Origin of the sequence: Massilia sp. GER05 (genome assembly GCF_052056005.1) — a bacterium.
Classification (GTDB): domain Bacteria; phylum Pseudomonadota; class Gammaproteobacteria; order Burkholderiales; family Burkholderiaceae_D; genus Telluria; species Telluria orientalis.
Genome location: NZ_CP178858.1, coordinates 1,383,044 through 1,402,142, shown reverse-complemented (window position 1 = coordinate 1,402,142; position 19,099 = coordinate 1,383,044). Strand labels below are relative to the sequence as shown.

Below are 19,099 nucleotides of genomic sequence, written 5' to 3'. Positions count from 1 at the left end.
CGCGGCCGTGTTGTGTGAGGCGGCGAACAGATGAGGGCGCTTGCACCCGGATAATGCTCCTGTGTCCACGGCATCGTGGACAAGAATTTTACGAACTGGGCGACACTGGCCTACCTTCAAGTTCCGATATCGGGGGGAGCACAGAACGGTGGCGGGTGTTTGCCCAGCCGTTCACGCAGCGGCGACGCGACGATCGCGCGCCTGCTGTGACGGCTGGAAGCGGTGCAACCGAGAGCGTTTGCCGATGTCGAAGCCTGTAGCGTTTCGACTCCAGGGAGGCAAGCATGAGCCTGACATTGACCTCGGCCGACTTCACGCCCGGCGGCCCCATCCCCGCCATCCACACATGCGATGGCGCGAATACGTCGCCCGCGCTGTCGTGGTCCGGCGTCCCGCCCGACACCCGCAGCCTCGTCCTCATCATCGACGATCCGGACGCGCCCGATCCAGCGGCACCGAAAATGACCTGGGTGCACTGGGTGCTGTACAACCTGCCGCCGCAGGCCAACCACCTTCCCGCCGCGATACGCGAGGCGGAACTGCCGCGCGGCACGCAAGCCGGCCTGAACGATTTCAAGAACACGCGCTACGGCGGGCCATGTCCGCCCATCGGACGGCATCGCTACGTGCATAAATTGTATGCGCTCGACACCATGCTGCCCGACCTGCGTCACCCGACCAAGCCCCAGCTGGAAAAGGCGATGCAGGGACATGTGAAGGCGCAGGCGGAACTGATCGGCACCTATCAGCGCGGTCACTGATCCGCGCGGATGAAATCGATGAAGGCGCGCAGTGGCGCGGGGACGAGCCTGCGCCCCGGATAGTAGAGATACGGGCCGGAAAAGGATGGCCACCACGATTCCAGCACGGGCTCGAGCTCGCCGCGGTCGATATACGGGCGCAGCCAGTCCTCGAACAGGTAGACGATGCCCGTGCCGGCGACGGCGACGTCGATTTTCAGGTCGAGAGCGCCGCCCACCTGGACGAGCAATTGTCCGGGCGGATCGATCGTGAGCGTCTCGCCGTCGCGTTCGAACGTCCAGCGGATGACGGCGCCGCTGGCAAAACGCGCGCGCATGCAAGCGTGGTCCAGCAAGTCGCGCGGATGCTGAGGGCGGCCGCGCCGGTCGAGATAGTCGGGCGCCGCGGCTGCGGCCATGCGCTGGACGCGCGGGCCGATGGGCACGGCGACCATGTCCTGCTCGAGCTTTTCCTCGTAGCGGATACCCGCATCGCAGCCGGCCGCGAGCACGTCGACGAAGCTCTCGTCCGCGATCACTTCCAGGCGGATCTCGGGGTAGGCAGCCAGGAAGCGCGGCACGATGGACGGCAGCACGAGCCGGGCCGCACTCATCGGTACATTGAGTTTGAGAGTGCCGGTGGGCGTATCGCGAAAACCATTGACCACGTCGAGCGCACTCTCGACTTCGGTGAGCACGGGGTCCAGGCGCGCAAGCAGGCTACGGCCCGCTTCCGTCGGCACGACGCTGCGCGTGGTGCGGTTGAGCAGGCGTACGCCGAGCTTCGCTTCGAGGCGCCGTACCGCATCGCTGAGACCGGATGCGCTGCCGCTCGTGGCCCGCGCGGCATCGCGGAAGCCACCGGCTCGCGCGACGGCGACGAAGGCGGACAGATCGCCCAGATCGACTTTCATGTGTTTTCCATTGTCCGTTATGACGTACAACCCATGCGGATTATGCCGGATTGTCCTGAGATCGTCGCGGGCTTATCGTGGCTGCACTGTTCACTATCCATCAAGGAGAATCTCAATGTCCACCACGTATCAACTCGGCGACCGTACCGTCCGGCGCCTCGGCTATGGCGCCATGCAGCTGGCAGGACCCGGCGTCTTCGGGCCGCCGCGGGATCGCGAGGCCGCGCTCGCCGTGCTGCGCGACGCGGTGGCGCTCGGCGTCAACCACATCGATACATCGGATTTCTACGGCCCTCACGTCACCAATCAATTGATCCGGGAAGCGCTGCATCCGTATCCGGACGACCTCGTCATCGTCACCAAGGTCAGTGCGCGACGGGACGCCCAGGGTGCGTGGTTGCCGGCCACGTCGCCGAAGGAACTGCGCGAGGCCGTGCACGACAATCTGCGCAATCTCGGCCTGGACGTGCTGGAGGTGGTCAATTTCCGCAGCATGTTGGATGTCCATGGTCCAGCGGAAGGGTCGCTCGAAGAACAGGTGACGACCTTGGCGGCGCTGCGCGAGGAAGGTCTCATCAAGCACGTCGGCCTGAGCAACGTGACGATGAAGCAGGTCGAGGACGCACGGCGCATCGTGCCGATCGCGTGCGTGCAGAACATGTACAACCTCGTGCACCGCAATGACGACGCGCTGGTCGATGCCCTGGCGCGCGACGGTATTCCGTATGTGCCGTTCTTCCCGCTCGGTGGCTTTTCGCCGCTGCAGTCGGATGCGTTGTCCGCAGTCGCAGCCGAGTTGGGGGCGACGCCGATGCAGGTAGCAATCGCCTGGCTGTTGCAGCGGTCGCCGAACATCCTGCTGATTCCCGGGACGTCGTCGAGTGCCCACCTGCGCGAGAACCTGAAGGCGGCGGATCTCGTGTTGTCTCCGGATGTGCTGAAGAAGCTCGAGAGGATCTAGAAAGCAAAAAGCCCGCTCAGTATCAACTGAACGGGCTTCTGCATATAACTAGCCTGACGATAACCTACTTTCACACTGGTTGCAGCACTATCATCGGCGCAGAGTCTTTTCACGGTCCTGTTCGGGATGGGAAGGGGTGGTACAGACTTGCTATGGTCATCAGGCATAACTTGTACGAGTGCCGCTTGCATAATGCGTGCGTCACTCTGAATCCGGAAGAAGCAGTTTTCGTAATCTGTTGTCTCAACAAACAGCTGAACCCTTGCATTGGCAATGACTGCCAAGGTTATAGGGACAAGCCGTACGGGCAATTAGTATCAGTTAGCTTAATGCATTACTGCACTTCCACACCTGACCTATCAACGTCCTGGTCTCGAACGACCCTTCAAGGAGCTCAAGGCTCCGGGAAATCTCATCTCAAGGCGAGTTTCCCGCTTAGATGCTTTCAGCGGTTATCTCTTCCGAACTTAGCTACCCGGCAATGCCACTGGCGTGACAACCGGTACACCAGAGGTTCGTCCACTCCGGTCCTCTCGTACTAGGAGCAGCCCCCTTCAAATTTCCAACGCCCACGGCAGATAGGGACCAAACTGTCTCACGACGTTTTAAACCCAGCTCACGTACCACTTTAAATGGCGAACAGCCATACCCTTGGGACCGGCTACAGCCCCAGGATGTGATGAGCCGACATCGAGGTGCCAAACTCCCCCGTCGATATGAACTCTTGGGAGGAATCAGCCTGTTATCCCCAGAGTACCTTTTATCCGTTGAGCGATGGCCCTTCCATACAGAACCACCGGATCACTATGTCCTACTTTCGTACCTGCTCGACTTGTCGGTCTCGCAGTTAAGCACGCTTATGCCATTGCACTATTAGCACGATGTCCGACCGTACCTAGCGTACCTTCGAACTCCTCCGTTACACTTTAGGAGGAGACCGCCCCAGTCAAACTGCCTACCATGCACTGTCCCCGACCCGGATCACGGGCCAAGGTTAGAACCTCAAACGAACCAGGGTGGTATTTCAAGGTTGGCTCCACGAGAACTGGCGTCCCCGCTTCAAAGCCTCCCACCTATCCTACACAGATTGGTTCAAAGTCCAATGCAAAGCTACAGTAAAGGTTCATGGGGTCTTTCCGTCTAGCCGCGGGTAGATTGCATCATCACAAACATTTCAACTTCGCTGAGTCTCGGGAGGAGACAGTGTGGCCATCGTTACGCCATTCGTGCAGGTCGGAACTTACCCGACAAGGAATTTCGCTACCTTAGGACCGTTATAGTTACGGCCGCCGTTTACTGGGACTTCAATCAAGAGCTTGCACCCCATCATTTAATCTTCCAGCACCGGGCAGGCGTCACACCCTATACGTCCACTTTCGTGTTTGCAGAGTGCTGTGTTTTTATTAAACAGTCGCAGCCACCAGTTTATTGCAACCCTTTCACCCTCATGGAGTAAACCATTCAAGCTACCGGGGCGTACCTTATCCCGAAGTTACGGTACCAATTTGCCGAGTTCCTTCTCCCGAGTTCTCTCAAGCGCCTTAGAATACTCATCTCGCCCACCTGTGTCGGTTTGCGGTACGGTCTCGTATGACTGAAGCTTAGAGGCTTTTCTTGGAACCACTTCCGATTGCTTCGTGTCACAAGGACACACGTCTCGACCCCTTGAATTACGCGCCCGGATTTGCCTAAGCGCCTTCTATGAGTCAAGAACCAACTATTCCAACAGTTGGACAACCTTCCGCGATCCGTCCCCCCATCGCATCATACGACGGTGCAGGAATATTAACCTGCTTCCCATCAGCTACGCATCTCTGCCTCGCCTTAGGGGCCGACTCACCCTGCTCCGATGAACGTTGAACAGGAAACCTTGGGCTTTCGGCGAGAGGGCTTTTCACCCTCTTTATCGCTACTCATGTCAGCATTCGCACTTCCGATACCTCCAGCATCCTTTACAAGACACCTTCTCAGGCTTACGGAACGCTCTCCTACCATATGTGCAAGCACATATCCGCAGCTTCGGTGACTGGCTTAGCCCCGTTACATCTTCCGCGCAGGACGACTCGATCAGTGAGCTATTACGCTTTCTTTAAATGATGGCTGCTTCTAAGCCAACATCCTGACTGTTTTAGCCTTCCCACTTCGTTTTCCACTTAGCCAATCTTTGGGACCTTAGCTGGCGGTCTGGGTTGTTTCCCTCTTGACGCCGGACGTTAGCACCCGACGTCTGTCTCCCAAGCTCGCACTCATCGGTATTCGGAGTTTGCAATGGTTTGGTAAGTCGCAATGACCCCCTAGCCATAACAGTGCTCTACCCCCGATGGTGATACTTGAGGCACTACCTAAATAGTTTTCGGAGAGAACCAGCTATTTCCAGGTTTGTTTAGCCTTTCACCCCTACCCACAGCTCATCCCCTAATTTTTCAACATTAGTGGGTTCGGACCTCCAGGGCGTGTTACCGCACCTTCATCCTGGCCATGGGTAGATCACCTGGTTTCGGGTCTACACCCAGCGACTGCCGCCCTGTTCGGACTCGATTTCTCTACGGCTCCCCTATCCGGTTAACCTCGCCACTGAATGTAAGTCGCTGACCCATTATACAAAAGGTACGCCGTCACCCCACGAAGAGGCTCCGACTGTTTGTATGCACACGGTTTCAGGATCTATTTCACTCCCCTCCCGGGGTTCTTTTCGCCTTTCCCTCACGGTACTGGTTCACTATCGGTCGATTACGAGTATTTAGCCTTGGAGGATGGTCCCCCCATCTTCAGACAGGATTTCTCGTGTCCCGCCCTACTTGTCGTACGCTTAGTACCACCGTTCGAATTTCGTGTAAGGGGCTATCACCCTCTATGGCCAGCATTTCCAGGCTGTTCCACTATTCGATCGACTATCACGTACAAGGCTCATCCCATTTCGCTCGCCACTACTTTGGGAATCTCGGTTGATTTCTTTTCCTGCAGCTACTTAGATGTTTCAGTTCGCCGCGTTCGCTTTGCATACCTATGTATTCAGTATGCAATGACCTAAAAGGCCGGGTTTCCCCATTCGGAAATCTGCGGATCAAAGTGTGTTTGCTCACTCCCCGCAGCTTATCGCAAGCTACTACGTCCTTCGTCGCCTGTAATCGCCAAGGCATCCACCATGTGCACTTATTCACTTGTCCCTATAACGTTGGCCCCTGCATGAGTATCAGGGAACGTCATAACAACAAGAGTTCAGCTTACTTTGTTTGTTGATACATACAGATTACTACCCTAAGTGTGCATCCAACTTTCGTTAGCTACACGCTTAAAGAAAACTTTACTTCTTCCAGATTGTTAAAGAACGAGAACTACACTTATCTAAAGCTTGTGCCTTACATAAATGCAGTAAACAGAGAGTGGTGGAGGATGACGGGATCGAACCGACGACCCCCTGCTTGCAAAGCAGGTGCTCTCCCAGCTGAGCTAATCCCCCAGTGTAACGTGGTAGGGCTGGTTGGACTCGAACCAACGACCCCCGCGTTATCAACACGGTGCTCTAACCAGCTGAGCTACAGCCCCGAAAACTCTTCTCGTTTAACTTTGAACAGCCGATAAGCGTGGGCGCTTGATGATGGAGCGTTAGCTCCCGTGCCACTCTAGAAAGGAGGTGATCCAGCCGCACCTTCCGATACGGCTACCTTGTTACGACTTCACCCCAGTCACGAATCCTACCGTGGTAAGCGCCCTCCTTGCGGTTAAGCTACCTACTTCTGGTAAAACCCGCTCCCATGGTGTGACGGGCGGTGTGTACAAGACCCGGGAACGTATTCACCGCGGCATGCTGATCCGCGATTACTAGCGATTCCAACTTCACGCAGTCGAGTTGCAGACTGCGATCCGGACTACGATACACTTTCTGGGATTAGCTCCCCCTCGCGGGTTGGCGGCCCTCTGTATGTACCATTGTATGACGTGTGAAGCCCTACCCATAAGGGCCATGAGGACTTGACGTCATCCCCACCTTCCTCCGGTTTGTCACCGGCAGTCTCATTAGAGTGCCCTTTCGTAGCAACTAATGACAAGGGTTGCGCTCGTTGCGGGACTTAACCCAACATCTCACGACACGAGCTGACGACAGCCATGCAGCACCTGTGTTCAGGCTCCCTTTCGGGCACCCTCCAATCTCTCGGAGGTTCCTGACATGTCAAGGGTAGGTAAGGTTTTTCGCGTTGCATCGAATTAATCCACATCATCCACCGCTTGTGCGGGTCCCCGTCAATTCCTTTGAGTTTTAATCTTGCGACCGTACTCCCCAGGCGGTCTACTTCACGCGTTAGCTGCGTTACCAAGTCAATTAAGACCCGACAACTAGTAGACATCGTTTAGGGCGTGGACTACCAGGGTATCTAATCCTGTTTGCTCCCCACGCTTTCGTGCATGAGCGTCAATCTTGACCCAGGGGGCTGCCTTCGCCATCGGTGTTCCTCCACATCTCTACGCATTTCACTGCTACACGTGGAATTCTACCCCCCTCTGCCAGATTCAAGCCTTGCAGTCTCCATCGCAATTCCCAGGTTAAGCCCGGGGCTTTCACGACAGACTTACAAAACCGCCTGCGCACGCTTTACGCCCAGTAATTCCGATTAACGCTTGCACCCTACGTATTACCGCGGCTGCTGGCACGTAGTTAGCCGGTGCTTATTCTTCAGGTACCGTCATTAGCCCAGGATATTAGCCTGAACCGTTTCTTCCCTGACAAAAGAGCTTTACAACCCGAAGGCCTTCTTCACTCACGCGGCATTGCTGGATCAGGCTTGCGCCCATTGTCCAAAATTCCCCACTGCTGCCTCCCGTAGGAGTCTGGGCCGTGTCTCAGTCCCAGTGTGGCTGGTCGTCCTCTCAGACCAGCTACTGATCGTCGCCTTGGTGAGCCTTTACCTCACCAACTAGCTAATCAGATATCGGCCGCTCCAGGAGCATGAGGCCCGAAGGTCCCCCACTTTCATCCTTGGATCGTATGCGGTATTAGCGTAACTTTCGCTACGTTATCCCCCACTCTTGGGTACGTTCCGATATATTACTCACCCGTTCGCCACTCGCCGCCAGGTTGCCCCGCGCTGCCGTTCGACTTGCATGTGTAAAGCATGCCGCCAGCGTTCAATCTGAGCCAGGATCAAACTCTTCAGTTTAATCTCTGTTTTTGCTACTTTCGTAGCAGATCGCTCACTCAAAATACTGACCGTCACTCATTGCTGAGCAACGTATTTCTTTTGCGTGAACATTTGATAATTTAAGCATTCAGTATCACCGAAGCGATACTGGCACTTCATCAAACGCCCACACTTATCGACTGTTGATTGTTAAAGAGCTGTATTCGGTACTGCCTTGCTGCGCTTGCGAATCGTTTTGTTCGTCAGCAGCAGAGAAGTGAGATTATGCAGTGTTTCGCGATGTTCGTCAACTTCTTTTTATTCCCCATCGAAGCGTTCAGAACCGTTTGACGGCCTGTCGTTTGCGACGAGGGACCGAATCATACCAGCGTCGCATACGGGCCGCAAGTCCCGCTACAATGCATCCTTTGCCGTCTTCCCCGCTCCGCCATGACCATCCTGCTCTCCACCCTCAATGCCCGCTACGCCCATGCTTCGCTCGGGCTGCGCTATCTGCTGGCCAATATGGGCGAGCTCCAGGAACAGACGAGCCTGATGGAATTCGTCATCGGCGCGAAGACCGTGGAGGTCGTCGAACGCCTGCTGGCGAAGAAGCCGCGCATCGTCGGCTTCGGCATCTATATATGGAACGTCGAGGAAACGACGAAGGTCGTCGCGATGCTCAAGCGCGTCGCGCCCGAGGTGACGGTCGTGCTGGGCGGGCCGGAAGTCTCGTACGAGACGAACGAGCAGGAGATCGCGCGCCTGGCCGACTATGTCGTCACCGGCTGGGGCGACATCACCTTCCCCAAGCTGTGCGGCGAGATCCTTAATGGCCCCAAGCCGATCATGAAGGTGCATGCGGGCGTGCAGCCCCCGATGGCGGACATCTCCCTGCCTTACGCTTTATATAGCGACGAAGACATCGCCCACCGCACTCTCTACGTGGAAGCGTCGCGCGGCTGCCCGTTCAAATGCGAGTTCTGCCTGTCCTCGCTGGACAAGACGGCCTGGCCATTCGGCATCGACACCTTTCTCGCGGAGATGGAAACGCTGTACCAGCGCGGCGCACGATTATTCAAATTCGTCGACCGCACGTTCAACCTGAACGTCAAGACGAGCCAGCGCATCATGCAGTTCTTCCTCGACAAGATCGCGGCGCATCCCGACGATCCGGTCTATGCCCACTTCGAACTGGTCCCGGACCACCTGCCGGAAGCGCTGAAGGCGACGATCGCGCAATTCCCGCCCGGCGCGCTGCAGTTCGAGATCGGCATCCAGAGCTTCAACCCGGAAGTGCAGACGCTCGTCAGCCGCCGCCAGGACAATGCCAAGGCTGCAGACAACATCCGCTGGCTCACGACGCAATCGCACGCCCATCTGCACGTGGACCTGATCGCCGGCCTGCCGGGCGAAGACGTCGAATCGTTCGCGCGCGGCTTCGACCAGCTGGTCGCCCTCGGCCCGCACGAGATCCAGTTCGGCATCCTCAAGCGCCTGCGCGGCACGCCGATCATCCGCCACACGGAACCGTACAAGATGGTGTATGAGCCGTACCCGCCCTACACCGTGCTGGCCACCGACCGCATCGACTTCGCCACCATGCAACGGCTCGTGCGCTTTGCCCGCTACTGGGACCTGGTCGCGAACTCCGGCCGCTTCGCCCACACGGTCAAGGTGCTGCTGGGCGACAGCCCGTTCGCCAACTTCATGGCGTTCTCGGACTGGATCTACACGCAGCTCGACGCCACCCACCGCATCGCGCTCGACCGCCTGGCCAAGCTGGTGCAGGCCTGGCTGCAGCGCCAGGGCATGCCGGCCGCCGACGCTGCCGCCCTCATCGCGAGCGATTACGCCGGCAGCGCCCATAAGCCGGCCGACAAGTCGACGCACGCCGCACCCGAGCGCCAGGTTCGCCACCTCGCAGCGTAAACACGGCAATGTGCGCCACCGAACGCTATCCGGTCACGGTAACGTAGCGCTGGTGGCGGCAGTCGCGAATCTCTTTTACACTGCCGCAATGCGGATTGAAAATGCGCCAACATTAACCATCGAACACCCAGACGCCGGCGCGGGGCAATCCGTGGTGGCGCGCGGCGTATGGCAGGTCCACGCGTTTTCCCGGCGCGGCTTCAAGGACATCGAAAAGACGCTGAAATCCCTCGCCGGCAAGCCGGTCGTTTGGGACCTGTCCGAGATCGCCAGCCTCGATCACATCGGCGCCCAGTTGTTCTGGAGTTCGTGGGGCAAGCGCCGCCCCGAGCAGCTGAAGCTCGACCCGAAGCAGGAAGAACTCTTCGAGCGCATCGAGAAATCCGGCCGGATCGAGCTGCCGCGCACGCGCAAGAGCCATCTGCAATGGGTGATCACGCTGGGCGGCGGCGTGCTGAGTTTCTTCGAACACCTGCGCGGCGCGATCACCCTGATCGGCCAGGTGGTGCAGGACATCGGCCGCTTCATCCGCCATCCGCTGTCCGGACCTTGGCGCGAAGTGTCGGCCAATATTTATCACTCCGGCTTCCAGGCGCTCGGCATCACGGCGCTCGTGGGCTTCCTGATCGGGGTCGTGCTGTCGTACCTGTCGGCGCAGCAGCTGCGCATGTTCGGCGGCGACATCTACCTCGTCAACATCCTCGGCATGAGCATCATCCGCGAACTGGGGCCGCTGCTGGCGGCGATCCTCGTCGCGGGCCGTTCCGGGTCGTCGATCACGGCGCAACTGGGCGTGATGCGCGTGACGGAGGAACTCGACGCGATGCTGGTGATGGGCATCTCGCACGGCTACCGTCTCATCATGCCCAAGGTGGTCGCGCTCGCGCTGGCGATGCCGCTGCTCGTCGTGTGGACGGATGCGATGGCCCTGATCGGCGGCATGGTCTCCGCGAAGATCGAACTGAACCTGACGATGCGCTACTTCATCCAGAAGCTGCCGTCCGCCGTGCCGATCGTGAACTACACCATCGGCCTCGCGAAGGGCGTCGCGTTCGGCATGCTGATCGCGCTCGTCTCGTGCCACTTCGGCCTGCGCATCAAGCCGAACACGGAAAGCCTGGGCCGCGGCACGACGACGTCGGTGGTCACGGCGATCACCGTCGTGATCCTGGCCGACGCCGTGTTCGCGATCATCTTCTCCGGGGTGGGCTTCTGATGGCGAATCCTGCTCAACCAGCCCAACGCCCGCCACAGCAACTGAACCGCGAGCCCGAGGAAGACGTCGGGCCGCCGGTCGTCCAGATCCGCAACCTGTGGACGCGCTTCGGCCGCACCGTCGTCCACCAGGACCTGAACCTCGACATCTATGCGGGCGAAATCCTGTCCATCGTGGGCGGATCCGGGACCGGCAAGACCGTGCTGCTGCGCCAGATGCTGGGCCTGGAGCGGCCGTCCAGCGGCTGCGTGCGGGTGTTCGGCGAGGATGTCAGCAGCGCCAGCCCGGAACAGCTGCAGCGCATGCGCAACCACTGGGGCATGCTGTTCCAGCAGGGCGCGCTGTATTCCGCGCTGACCGTGTTCGACAACATCGCCCTGCCGTTGCGCGAACTGCGCGCCCTGCCGGAGGAGGTCGTGCGCGCCGCCGTGCTGCTCAAGATGGACATGGTCGGACTCGGCCCGGGCGACGCGAACAAGATGCCGTCCGACCTGTCGGGCGGGATGATCAAGCGCGCGGCCCTCGCGCGCGCCCTCGCGCTCGAGCCGCAACTGCTGTTCCTCGACGAGCCGACGGCGGGCCTCGACCCCGACCTGTCCGATTCGTTCGTGGCGCTGATCCAGACGCTGCACAGCGAGCTGAAACTCACCGTCGTGATGGTCACGCACGACCTGGACACGCTGTTCGCGCTGTCCTCGCGCATCGCCGTGCTGGCGGAAAAGCACGTGATCGCGGTGGGACCGTCGTGCGACGTGCTGCGCGTGCAGCACCCCTTCATCAAACACTTTTTCCTGGGGCCGCGCGGCCAGCGGGCGCTGGAAGTGCTGGAAGAGCGCATCGCAAGAAAGGAGTCGGAAGACTGACATGGAAAACAGATCGTATGCCCTCATGACGGGCTTCTTCACGGTCGCGCTGCTGGTCGCGGCCATCCTGATCGGCCTGTGGCTGAACCGCGACCGCACCACGATGCATCCGTACGAGATCGTCACCACGCAGACCATCCCCGGCCTGAACCCGCAGGCCGCGGTGCGCTACCGCGGCCTGGAAGTCGGGCGCGTGGACGACATCGTGTTCGACCCGCGCGTGACGGGCCAGATCCTCATCAAGCTCTCGATCGAGGAAGGCGCGCCCGTGACGCAGACGACGTTCGCCTCGCTCGGCTACCAGGGCGTGACGGGCATCGCCTTCATCCAGCTCGACGACGACCGCACCGGCTCCCCGCTGCTGCAGAGCGACAAGGGCCACGTGGCGCGCATCCCGCTGCGTCCCGGCCTGCTCGACCAACTGGAAAAGCGCGGCCTCGCGATCCTGGAAAAAACGGAGCGCATCACGGACAGCCTGAACAACGTGCTCAGTAAAGAAAACCAGGACAAGCTCACGGGCGCCTTCGACAGCATCAACAAGGCCGCCGCCGCGTATGCCGAGATCCCGGGCCAGCTGCAGCCCACGCTGGCGCGCCTGCCCGCGCTGGCGGATAAACTCGACCGCACGATGGGCTCCGTACAGGAGCTTTCCACCAGCGTCACTGCCGCCGCACACAACTACGACCGCCTCGCGACGAGCCTGCAGGCCCCGGGCGGCCCGGTCGAGCGCGCCGGCGCGACCATCGATTCGCTGGGCGGCGTGACATCCGACCTCGAGCTGCAAACCTTGCCGCACGTCGTCGACATGGCCGACGAGGCGAAGACCTCGCTGCGCGCCGTGCGCCGCACCGTGACGAACCTGGGCGACCGCCCGCAAAGCATCTTGTTCGGCGCACCGGCCGCCGAACCCGGCCCGGGCGAACCCGGCTTCGTCCCCCCGACCAAATGAGGAACCCAGCGACCATGCATCCGACCCGCATCATTCTCGCTGCCGCCCTGGCCCTGACCCTGTCCGCCTGCGCCTCGCAGAAGGGCCAGCCCACCACGCAATTCGACTTCGGCCCCGCCACGGCCGCGCAAGCGCAGGCACAGGGCATGCTCGGCGCGGTGGTCGTCACCGACGTCACCGGCTCGAGTGCCCTGGACAGCGAGCGCATGTTCTACCGCCTGAGCTATGCCGACCCGCTGCAGGCCCGCACCTATGCGAACAGCCGCTGGACGGCGAATCCGCTGCAGCTGCTGACGCAGCGCTTCAAGACGCGGCTCGCGCAGGCGGGTGCGCGCGTGCTGTCGGAGACGGATGCGGCCGCCGGCATCCCGCTGCTGCGCATCGATGTCGATGAATTCATCCACGACTTCGGCGCCGTGAGCCAGAGCACCGGCGTCGTCGCCGTGCGCGCCTCCGTGTTCCAGGGCCATACGCTCGTCGACCAGAAGAGCTTCCGCCAGGCCGTCGCCGCGCCCAGCGCCGATGCGGCCGGCGGCGCGCGCGCCCTCGCGGCCAGCACCGATGCCGTCGCGGCCGACATCGTGGCGTGGCTGGGCACATTGAATCTCAACCGACGATGACCGAGACGGAAGACGCTGCCGGCCCGCGCGCCTCGCCGGTGGCGCGCGCGGCGCTGCTGGCCTATCTGCTGCTGATCATCTACGCCAGCTGGTTCCCGTTCTCCGGCTGGCGCAGCAGCGGCCTGTCGCCGTTCGCCTTCCTCGTCCTGCAGATGCCGCGCTGGTGGACCGGCTTCGACGTCATGGTCAACATCGTCGGCTACATGCCGTTCGGGATCCTGATCGCGCTCGCGTTGCATCCGCGCGTGCGCGGCCTGTGGGCGGTCGCCATCGCGGCCGTCGTCGGCCTGCTCGTCTCGGGCACGATGGAGGTCGTGCAGAACTACCTGCCCAGCCGCGTGCCGTCGAGCCTCGACCTGCTGACCAATGCGGGCGGCTGCCTGGCCGGGGCGGTGATCGGCGCGTGGTTCGCCCCGATGCTCCTCGACCGCAGCCGTTTGTATCTGCTGCGGCAGCGCTGGTTCGCGGCGCATGCGAGCCAGGGCCTCGTGCTCGTCGCGCTGTGGCCGCTGGCCCAGGTCTATCCGCAGAACTACCTGTTCGGCAACGGCCAGATCCTGCCGCTGCTGTCGGAATGGCTGTCCGACTGGCTCGATACGGACATCGACCTCGTGACCATGCTGCGCGGCGACGTGCCGATGAGCGTGGAGCAATACTGGCTCTCTGAAACCATCATCACCGCGTGCGGCATGACGGGCGCCGCCCTCACGCTGCTGTGCCTCACGCGCCGCGGCGCGCCGCGGCTGTCGCTGATGCTGGCGCTGGTCGGCGTCGGCATCGTCGTCAAGACGCTCGCCAGTTCCCTGTTCTTCGCGCCCGACAATGCGTTCGTGTGGGTCACGCCGGGCGCCGAAGGCGGCTTCCTGATCGGACTGATCATGCTGACGGGCCTTGCGTTCGCGCCCCAGGTCGCGCAGCGCCGGCTGGCCGTCGTGACGCTCGTACTGTCGCTCATCGTCGTCAACACGATTCCCGCCAACCCGTATTTCGTCTCCACCCTGCAGGCCTGGCAGCAGGGTAAATTCCTGAATTTCAACGGGGCGGCCCAGTTCCTCGACATGGCCTGGCCCATCATCGCATTGTGGTTCCTGCTGCTGCCGTCGCACCGGCTGAATCGCTCTTGATAACGGCGTATCATATGAAAGATACACGCCATCCGGAACCAACATGAACGACGACAAACCCTTTTATCAACACCATGTGTTCTTCTGCCTGAACGAACGCGAAGGCAAGGACTGCCGCCCCAGCTGCGGCAAGAGCGGCGCGGAAGCGGCGCAGCAACACGCCAAGAAGCGCGTCAAGGAACTGGGCCTGAACGGCCCGGGCCAGGTGCGCATCAACAAGGCCGGGTGCCTGGACCGCTGCGAGGAAGGCCCCGTCGTGGTCATCTACCCGCAGGGCACCTGGTACACCTACGTGGACAACTCCGACATCGACGAAATCATCGACCGCCACCTCGTCAAGGGCGAGGTCGTCGAACGCCTCAAGATCTGACGAAGTACGCCTGAACAAGCAATGAACAAGAATTCCCAGAAGTTTTACCTGACCGGCCCCGCCGGCAAGATGGAGTGTGTGCTGGACGAACCGGAAGGCACGCCCGTCGGCATCGCCCTCGTGGCGCACCCGCACCCGCTGTACGGCGGCACGATGGACAATAAAGTGGCGCAGACGCTGGCCCGCGCCTTCGTCGGCCTCGGCTACGTGACGGCCCGCTTCAACTTCCGCGGCGTGGGCGAGTCGGAAGGCGTGCACGACGAAGGCCGCGGCGAAGTGGACGACATGGAAATCATGCTCGACCACATGATCGAACAGTATCCGGGCCTGCCGTACGCGCTGTCCGGCTTCTCGTTCGGCACCTTCGTGCAGGCACAACTGCAACAGCGCCTGATCCAGCAGGGCCGCCCGGCCGAGCGCCTGGCGCTGGTCGGTACGGCCGCCGGCAAGTGGCCGATGCCGGAAGTCCCGGCCGACACAATCCTGATCCACGGCGAACTTGACGATACGATACCGCTCGCGCACGTGTTCGACTGGGCGCGCCCGCTCGACATCCCCGTGACCGTGATCCCCGGCGCCGACCACTTCTTCCACCGCAAGCTCGTCCACATTAAAAATCTTGTCGCGCAATTGTGGAGACGTGACATTTGAGGCGAACGCTGGCCTATAATGATGCGATCTTCTTTCAAGGCAATGCTTTCGAGCATTGTCTATCGCATCACAATCCACGTTATTCTCTGAATTGTCTTCCATGAAAAAGTTAATCGCGGCCCTCGCCGCCAGTGCCCTTTTGATGTCGGCCGCCCAAGCGCAGCAGGTGCCGGCCCCGCAAATCGCCGCCCGTTCGTGGCTGCTGCTGGACGCGACCAGCGGCCAGATCATCGCCTCGCAGGATCCGGATACCCGCATCGAGCCGGCGTCGCTCACCAAGGTCATGACGGCCTACGTCGTGTTCGAAGCCGTGCGCGACAAGAAAGTCACGCTGGACCAGATGGTCAACGTGTCGGTCCGCGCCTGGAAGGTCGACGGCAGCAGCTCGAAGATGTTCATCGACCCCGCCACCCCGGTCAAGATCAGCGACCTGCTGTACGGCCTGATGGTCCAGTCGGGCAATGACGCGGCCGTGGCGCTGGCCGAAGCCGTCGCCGGCGACGAAGCGACGTTCGTCACCCTGATGAACCGCGACGCCGAGCGCATGGGCATGAAGAACACCAAATTCGCCAACCCGCACGGCCTGCCGTCGCCGGACAACTACTCCACCGCGCGCGACCTGTCGATCCTGGCTGCGCGCGTCATCAAGGATTTCCCCGAGTTCTACAAGATCGACTCGGTCAAGGAATTCACATACAACCGCATCAAGCAGCAGAACCGCAACCGCCTGCTGTGGCTGGACCCGACCGTGGACGGCATGAAGACGGGCCACACGGAAGCGTCGGGCTTCTCGATGATCGCGTCGGCCCACCGCCCGAACGGCCCGGCGGGCGAGCGCCGCCTGATCTCGGTGCTGTCCGGTGCCACGTCGGACGGCAACCGCACGGCCGAAAGCCAGAAGCTGCTGAACTGGGGCTTCCAGAACTTCGACACCGTCAAGCTGTATTCGAAAGGCCAGGCCATCCTGACCCCGGAAATCTGGAAGGGCTCCAAGTCGAACGTCAAGATCGGCTTCCCGAACGACGTGTGGGTGACCGTGCCGAAGGGCGTGGCGCAGAAGATGAAGCCGGTCCTGGAACGCAAGGATCCGCTGGTCGCGCCGCTGGCCCTGAACAGCCGCGTCGGCACGCTGAAGATGAACGTCGACGGCAAGCCGCTGCTGGCGCTGCCGGTCGTGGCGCTGGAAGAGGTGCAGGAAGCGTCGATCTTTGGCCGGGCGTGGGACTCGATGCGTCTGTGGATGAAGTAATCACCTGCCTGTAAACACCGTCGTTCCCGCGCAGGCGGGAACCCATACTGAGCGTCCTCGATCACCTCAGCATGGGTTCCCGCTTCCGCGGGAACGACGTTTTATAATGACGTGATCCGTCAACCTGGAAAAAACGCAATGAACCCAGCCCTCCCCCGCGACCTGTCCTGCCCGCGCATCGCCCCCCGCAAGAACGGTGACCTCGAACTGTCCCGCATCGTCGCCGGCATGTGGCGCATGGGCGACTGGGACATGACGGTGGAGCAGCGCATCGCCTTCATCGAGCAGTGCATCGCGCTGGGCGTCACGTCGTTCGACCATGCGGACATCTACGGCAACTACGGCGTCGAAGGCCTGTTCGGCGAAGCCCTGCGCGCCCAGCCGTCGCTGCGCGACCGCATGCAGCTGATCAGCAAGTGCGGCATCAAGCTGCTGTCCAATAAACGCCCGCAGCACACCATCCAGCACTACGACACGAGCGCCGCGCACATCGTCGCGTCCGCCGAGGAATCGCTGCGCCAGCTGCACACGGACCGCCTCGACCTGCTGCTGATCCACCGCCCCGACCCGCTGATGGACTTCGACGAGATCGCGGACGCATTCTCGCGCCTGAAGCAGGACGGCAAGGTGCTGCACTTCGGCGTCTCGAACTTCAGCCGCCACCAGTTCGAGGCGCTGAACCGCCGCATCGAACTGTCGACGAACCAGGTCGAATTCTCGCCGCTGCACGTGGCGCCGATGTTCGACGAGACCTTCGACGGCCTGCAGGATAAAGGCGTGGCGCCGATGATCTGGTCGCCACTGGCCGGCGGCCGCCTGTTCACGTCGAACGACGCGAACGCGGAAAACCTGCGCCTCGTGATCAAGGAGATCGCCGACCGCCTGCACCAGCCGTTCGCCAGCGTGGTGTTCGCGTGGATCCTGCAACTGCCGTCGCGTCCCATCCCGCTGACGGGCAGCGGCCGCGCGGAGGCGATCGCGGTCGCCGTCGCCGGCACCACGTTCCAGCTGTCGCGCGCCGACTGGTTCACGATCCTGCGCGCCGCGCGCGGCCACGAGGTCGCGTAGGAGTCTACGCCGCCATGGGCGAACCCCTCAAGATCGTGGAAGGCCGCGCGCTGACGGCGCAGCAGAAGAAGGACCTGCTGAACCGCCTCGCGCGCGTGGAAGGCCAACTGCGCGGCGTGCAGAAGCTGATCGCGCTGGCCGACGCGCCGTCCGACTGCGACGCCGTGGCCCAGCAGATGGCCGCCGCGCGCAAGGCGCTGGACCGGTCGTTCGTGCAGCTCCTCACCGCCAGCATCGTCACCCATACGGGTAATGCGGGCGACGTCGAGGAAGCGAAAGCGGCGGCGGCGCGCCTGGCCGCCATGTTCGACAAGTTCGCGTAAGGCGGGCTCCCCGAGCCCACGCGTAACGTGTTCGGTGCGCGAACTTCCGCGTGGGCACAGGGTGCCCAACCTACCGGCTCACTCGTCGTCGTACACCTTCGGCGGCGCAATCTTCGTCCACCCGCCCGTCCACGCGATGTTCAGCAGCAGCGTCGCGCTGATATAAAACACGAAGAACAGCGCGAAGAAGCGCGTGCGCAACAGCGCCAGCAGCGCGATGCAGACGATGAGCGCGACGAGCGCCGCCTTCGATTTCGGCTGCTTGGAGCTGGGGAAGCGGATCGTCGACACCATCAGCGTGCCGACGGCCACCATCAGCAGCATGACGAGAAAGGCACCGGCCATGTCGGCCACCGGATCCGGCCATGCGACCACCACCGAGGCGACGCACGCCGCGCCCGCGGTGATCGGCATGCCGACGAAGTAGCGTGGGTCCGTCTTCCCGACCATCACGTTGAAGCGCGCCAGGCGCAGCGCGCCGCAGGCCACGAACACGAAGCACGCCAGGCCGCCCATGCGCACGAGGGTCGGGTGCGCGGCGCCCATCTGGGCGAAGCCGTAGCAGTACAGCAGCAGCCCTGGCGCGCAGCCGAAATTCATCACGTCGGCGATGGAGTCCAGCTGCACGCCGAACGCGGACTGGGTGTTGGTGGCGCGGGCGACGAAGCCGTCGAGCGCGTCGAACACGCCCGCCAGCACCAGCAGGATCGCGGCCAGGCGATAGTCGGACGGATCGCCCACGGGGGCGTTGTCGACCGAGATCACGATGCTGCCGAATCCGCAGGCGATCGACAGCAGGGTCACGAAACTGGGCAGGGCAAACTTGGCGCGCGCGAGGCGCTGCTGGCGGGTTGGGTTCACTGAGATTCGTTAAAAGCGAGAGAATGGCTTATTTTACATGGGCTTATGCCGGGGCCGCGATTGTCCTTACGATCGTCACCGGGCACCGATTTCGCCTAGAATGGAGGCTCCTTTACCCCATCAGGACCGACGCCGGGAGTG

15 protein-coding genes, 2 tRNA genes and 3 rRNA genes are annotated in these 19,099 nt (G+C 61.6%); 13 read left to right on the top strand and 7 right to left on the bottom strand.

The genetic code is table 11. The annotated features are described in order from the left end of the window. The first annotated feature begins 284 nt into the window (after positions 1 to 284). Positions 285 to 761, top strand: coding sequence for a YbhB/YbcL family Raf kinase inhibitor-like protein (locus ACL58G_RS06225; protein ID WP_440965769.1), 477 nt, complete (start codon positions 285 to 287; stop codon positions 759 to 761). Here the strand turns inward: ACL58G_RS06225 and ACL58G_RS06220 are convergent. Further along, positions 755 to 1,654: a LysR family transcriptional regulator gene (locus tag ACL58G_RS06220; RefSeq protein WP_440965768.1), complete on the bottom strand. Its 900-nt coding sequence runs from the start codon at positions 1,652 to 1,654 to the stop codon at positions 755 to 757. The genes ACL58G_RS06225 and ACL58G_RS06220 overlap by 7 nt on opposite strands. A gap of 115 nt (positions 1,655 to 1,769) precedes the next feature. Here ACL58G_RS06220 and ACL58G_RS06215 point away from each other — a divergent pair, with 115 nt between their 5' ends. Next, positions 1,770 to 2,615 carry an aldo/keto reductase family oxidoreductase gene (locus ACL58G_RS06215; protein WP_440965767.1) on the top strand — a complete coding sequence of 282 codons (846 nt, stop codon included), beginning with the start codon at positions 1,770 to 1,772 and terminating at the stop codon, positions 2,613 to 2,615. 51 nt (positions 2,616 to 2,666) lie between these two features. Here ACL58G_RS06215 and rrf read toward each other — a convergent pair. The 5 genes from rrf to ACL58G_RS06190 form a co-directional block, all read right to left on the bottom strand. After that, a 5S ribosomal RNA gene (gene rrf, locus ACL58G_RS06210) occupies positions 2,667 to 2,779 on the bottom strand. A 126-nt stretch (positions 2,780 to 2,905) separates the two neighbouring features. Continuing rightward, positions 2,906 to 5,782 (bottom strand): 23S ribosomal RNA (locus tag ACL58G_RS06205). 217 nt (positions 5,783 to 5,999) lie between these two features. Next, positions 6,000 to 6,075, bottom strand: a tRNA-Ala gene (locus ACL58G_RS06200). A 9-nt stretch (positions 6,076 to 6,084) separates the two neighbouring features. After that, a tRNA-Ile gene (locus tag ACL58G_RS06195) sits at positions 6,085 to 6,161 on the bottom strand. A gap of 81 nt (positions 6,162 to 6,242) precedes the next feature. Beyond that, positions 6,243 to 7,771 (bottom strand): 16S ribosomal RNA (locus ACL58G_RS06190). The 16S, 23S and 5S rRNA genes sit together here with 2 tRNA genes alongside, the layout of an rRNA operon. 411 nt (positions 7,772 to 8,182) lie before the next feature. Here ACL58G_RS06190 and ACL58G_RS06185 point away from each other — a divergent pair. The 11 genes from ACL58G_RS06185 to ACL58G_RS06135 all read left to right on the top strand — a co-directional run bounded on the left by ACL58G_RS06185 (position 8,183) and on the right by ACL58G_RS06135 (position 18,097). After that, entirely contained in the window at positions 8,183 to 9,664 is a 1,482-nt protein-coding gene (locus ACL58G_RS06185; RefSeq protein ID WP_413381342.1) for a B12-binding domain-containing radical SAM protein, read from the top strand. Between the two features lie 88 nt (positions 9,665 to 9,752). Next, entirely contained in the window at positions 9,753 to 10,880 is a 1,128-nt protein-coding gene (locus tag ACL58G_RS06180; RefSeq protein WP_413343611.1) for an MlaE family ABC transporter permease, read from the top strand. Beyond that, complete coding sequence (locus ACL58G_RS06175; protein ID WP_413343609.1) at positions 10,880 to 11,743, top strand: ABC transporter ATP-binding protein; 864 nt, start codon at positions 10,880 to 10,882, stop codon at positions 11,741 to 11,743. The genes ACL58G_RS06180 and ACL58G_RS06175 overlap by 1 nt, the downstream gene beginning before the upstream one ends. Before the next feature lies 1 nt (position 11,744). Beyond that, on the top strand, positions 11,745 to 12,692 hold the full coding sequence (locus ACL58G_RS06170; RefSeq protein WP_440965765.1) for an MlaD family protein: 948 nt from the start codon (positions 11,745 to 11,747) through the stop codon (positions 12,690 to 12,692). 14 nt (positions 12,693 to 12,706) lie between these two features. Further along, entirely contained in the window at positions 12,707 to 13,312 is a 606-nt protein-coding gene (locus tag ACL58G_RS06165; protein WP_440965764.1) for an ABC-type transport auxiliary lipoprotein family protein, read from the top strand. Then, complete coding sequence (locus ACL58G_RS06160; RefSeq protein ID WP_413381338.1) at positions 13,309 to 14,436, top strand: VanZ family protein; 1,128 nt, start codon at positions 13,309 to 13,311, stop codon at positions 14,434 to 14,436. The genes ACL58G_RS06165 and ACL58G_RS06160 overlap by 4 nt, the downstream gene beginning before the upstream one ends. Positions 14,437 to 14,479: 43 nt before the next feature. After that, entirely contained in the window at positions 14,480 to 14,806 is a 327-nt protein-coding gene (locus ACL58G_RS06155) for a (2Fe-2S) ferredoxin domain-containing protein (protein WP_105380024.1), read from the top strand. 21 nt (positions 14,807 to 14,827) lie between these two features. Next, positions 14,828 to 15,457 carry an alpha/beta hydrolase gene (locus tag ACL58G_RS06150; RefSeq protein WP_160410777.1) on the top strand — a complete coding sequence of 210 codons (630 nt, stop codon included), beginning with the start codon at positions 14,828 to 14,830 and terminating at the stop codon, positions 15,455 to 15,457. A gap of 100 nt (positions 15,458 to 15,557) precedes the next feature. Further along, complete coding sequence (locus ACL58G_RS06145; protein ID WP_413341903.1) at positions 15,558 to 16,706, top strand: D-alanyl-D-alanine carboxypeptidase family protein; 1,149 nt, start codon at positions 15,558 to 15,560, stop codon at positions 16,704 to 16,706. Between the two features lie 138 nt (positions 16,707 to 16,844). Further along, complete coding sequence (locus ACL58G_RS06140) at positions 16,845 to 17,774, top strand: aldo/keto reductase (protein WP_413341905.1); 930 nt, start codon at positions 16,845 to 16,847, stop codon at positions 17,772 to 17,774. A 14-nt stretch (positions 17,775 to 17,788) separates the two neighbouring features. Beyond that, positions 17,789 to 18,097, top strand: coding sequence for a metal-sensitive transcriptional regulator (locus ACL58G_RS06135; RefSeq protein WP_413341907.1), 309 nt, complete (start codon positions 17,789 to 17,791; stop codon positions 18,095 to 18,097). 78 nt (positions 18,098 to 18,175) lie between these two features. Here ACL58G_RS06135 and pssA read toward each other — a convergent pair whose 3' ends face one another. Next, complete coding sequence (gene pssA, locus ACL58G_RS06130; protein WP_413381336.1) at positions 18,176 to 18,958, bottom strand: CDP-diacylglycerol--serine O-phosphatidyltransferase; 783 nt, start codon at positions 18,956 to 18,958, stop codon at positions 18,176 to 18,178. Positions 18,959 to 19,099 lie beyond the last annotated feature (141 nt).

What these genes read in the sequence shown, in the direction of transcription:
- ACL58G_RS06225 (WP_440965769.1), top strand. Translation starts at nt 285, where the DNA reads ATGAGCCTGACATTGACCTCGGCCGACTTCACGCCCGGCGGCCCCATC.
- ACL58G_RS06220 (WP_440965768.1), bottom strand. Translation starts at nt 1,654, where the DNA reads ATGAAAGTCGATCTGGGCGATCTGTCCGCCTTCGTCGCCGTCGCGCGA.
- ACL58G_RS06215 (WP_440965767.1), top strand. Translation starts at nt 1,770, where the DNA reads ATGTCCACCACGTATCAACTCGGCGACCGTACCGTCCGGCGCCTCGGC.
- ACL58G_RS06185 (WP_413381342.1), top strand. Translation starts at nt 8,183, where the DNA reads ATGACCATCCTGCTCTCCACCCTCAATGCCCGCTACGCCCATGCTTCG.
- ACL58G_RS06180 (WP_413343611.1), top strand. Translation starts at nt 9,753, where the DNA reads ATGCGGATTGAAAATGCGCCAACATTAACCATCGAACACCCAGACGCC.
- ACL58G_RS06175 (WP_413343609.1), top strand. Translation starts at nt 10,880, where the DNA reads ATGGCGAATCCTGCTCAACCAGCCCAACGCCCGCCACAGCAACTGAAC.
- ACL58G_RS06170 (WP_440965765.1), top strand. Translation starts at nt 11,745, where the DNA reads ATGGAAAACAGATCGTATGCCCTCATGACGGGCTTCTTCACGGTCGCG.
- ACL58G_RS06165 (WP_440965764.1), top strand. Translation starts at nt 12,707, where the DNA reads ATGCATCCGACCCGCATCATTCTCGCTGCCGCCCTGGCCCTGACCCTG.
- ACL58G_RS06160 (WP_413381338.1), top strand. Translation starts at nt 13,309, where the DNA reads ATGACCGAGACGGAAGACGCTGCCGGCCCGCGCGCCTCGCCGGTGGCG.
- ACL58G_RS06155 (WP_105380024.1), top strand. Translation starts at nt 14,480, where the DNA reads ATGAACGACGACAAACCCTTTTATCAACACCATGTGTTCTTCTGCCTG.
- ACL58G_RS06150 (WP_160410777.1), top strand. Translation starts at nt 14,828, where the DNA reads ATGAACAAGAATTCCCAGAAGTTTTACCTGACCGGCCCCGCCGGCAAG.
- ACL58G_RS06145 (WP_413341903.1), top strand. Translation starts at nt 15,558, where the DNA reads ATGAAAAAGTTAATCGCGGCCCTCGCCGCCAGTGCCCTTTTGATGTCG.
- ACL58G_RS06140 (WP_413341905.1), top strand. Translation starts at nt 16,845, where the DNA reads ATGAACCCAGCCCTCCCCCGCGACCTGTCCTGCCCGCGCATCGCCCCC.
- ACL58G_RS06135 (WP_413341907.1), top strand. Translation starts at nt 17,789, where the DNA reads ATGGGCGAACCCCTCAAGATCGTGGAAGGCCGCGCGCTGACGGCGCAG.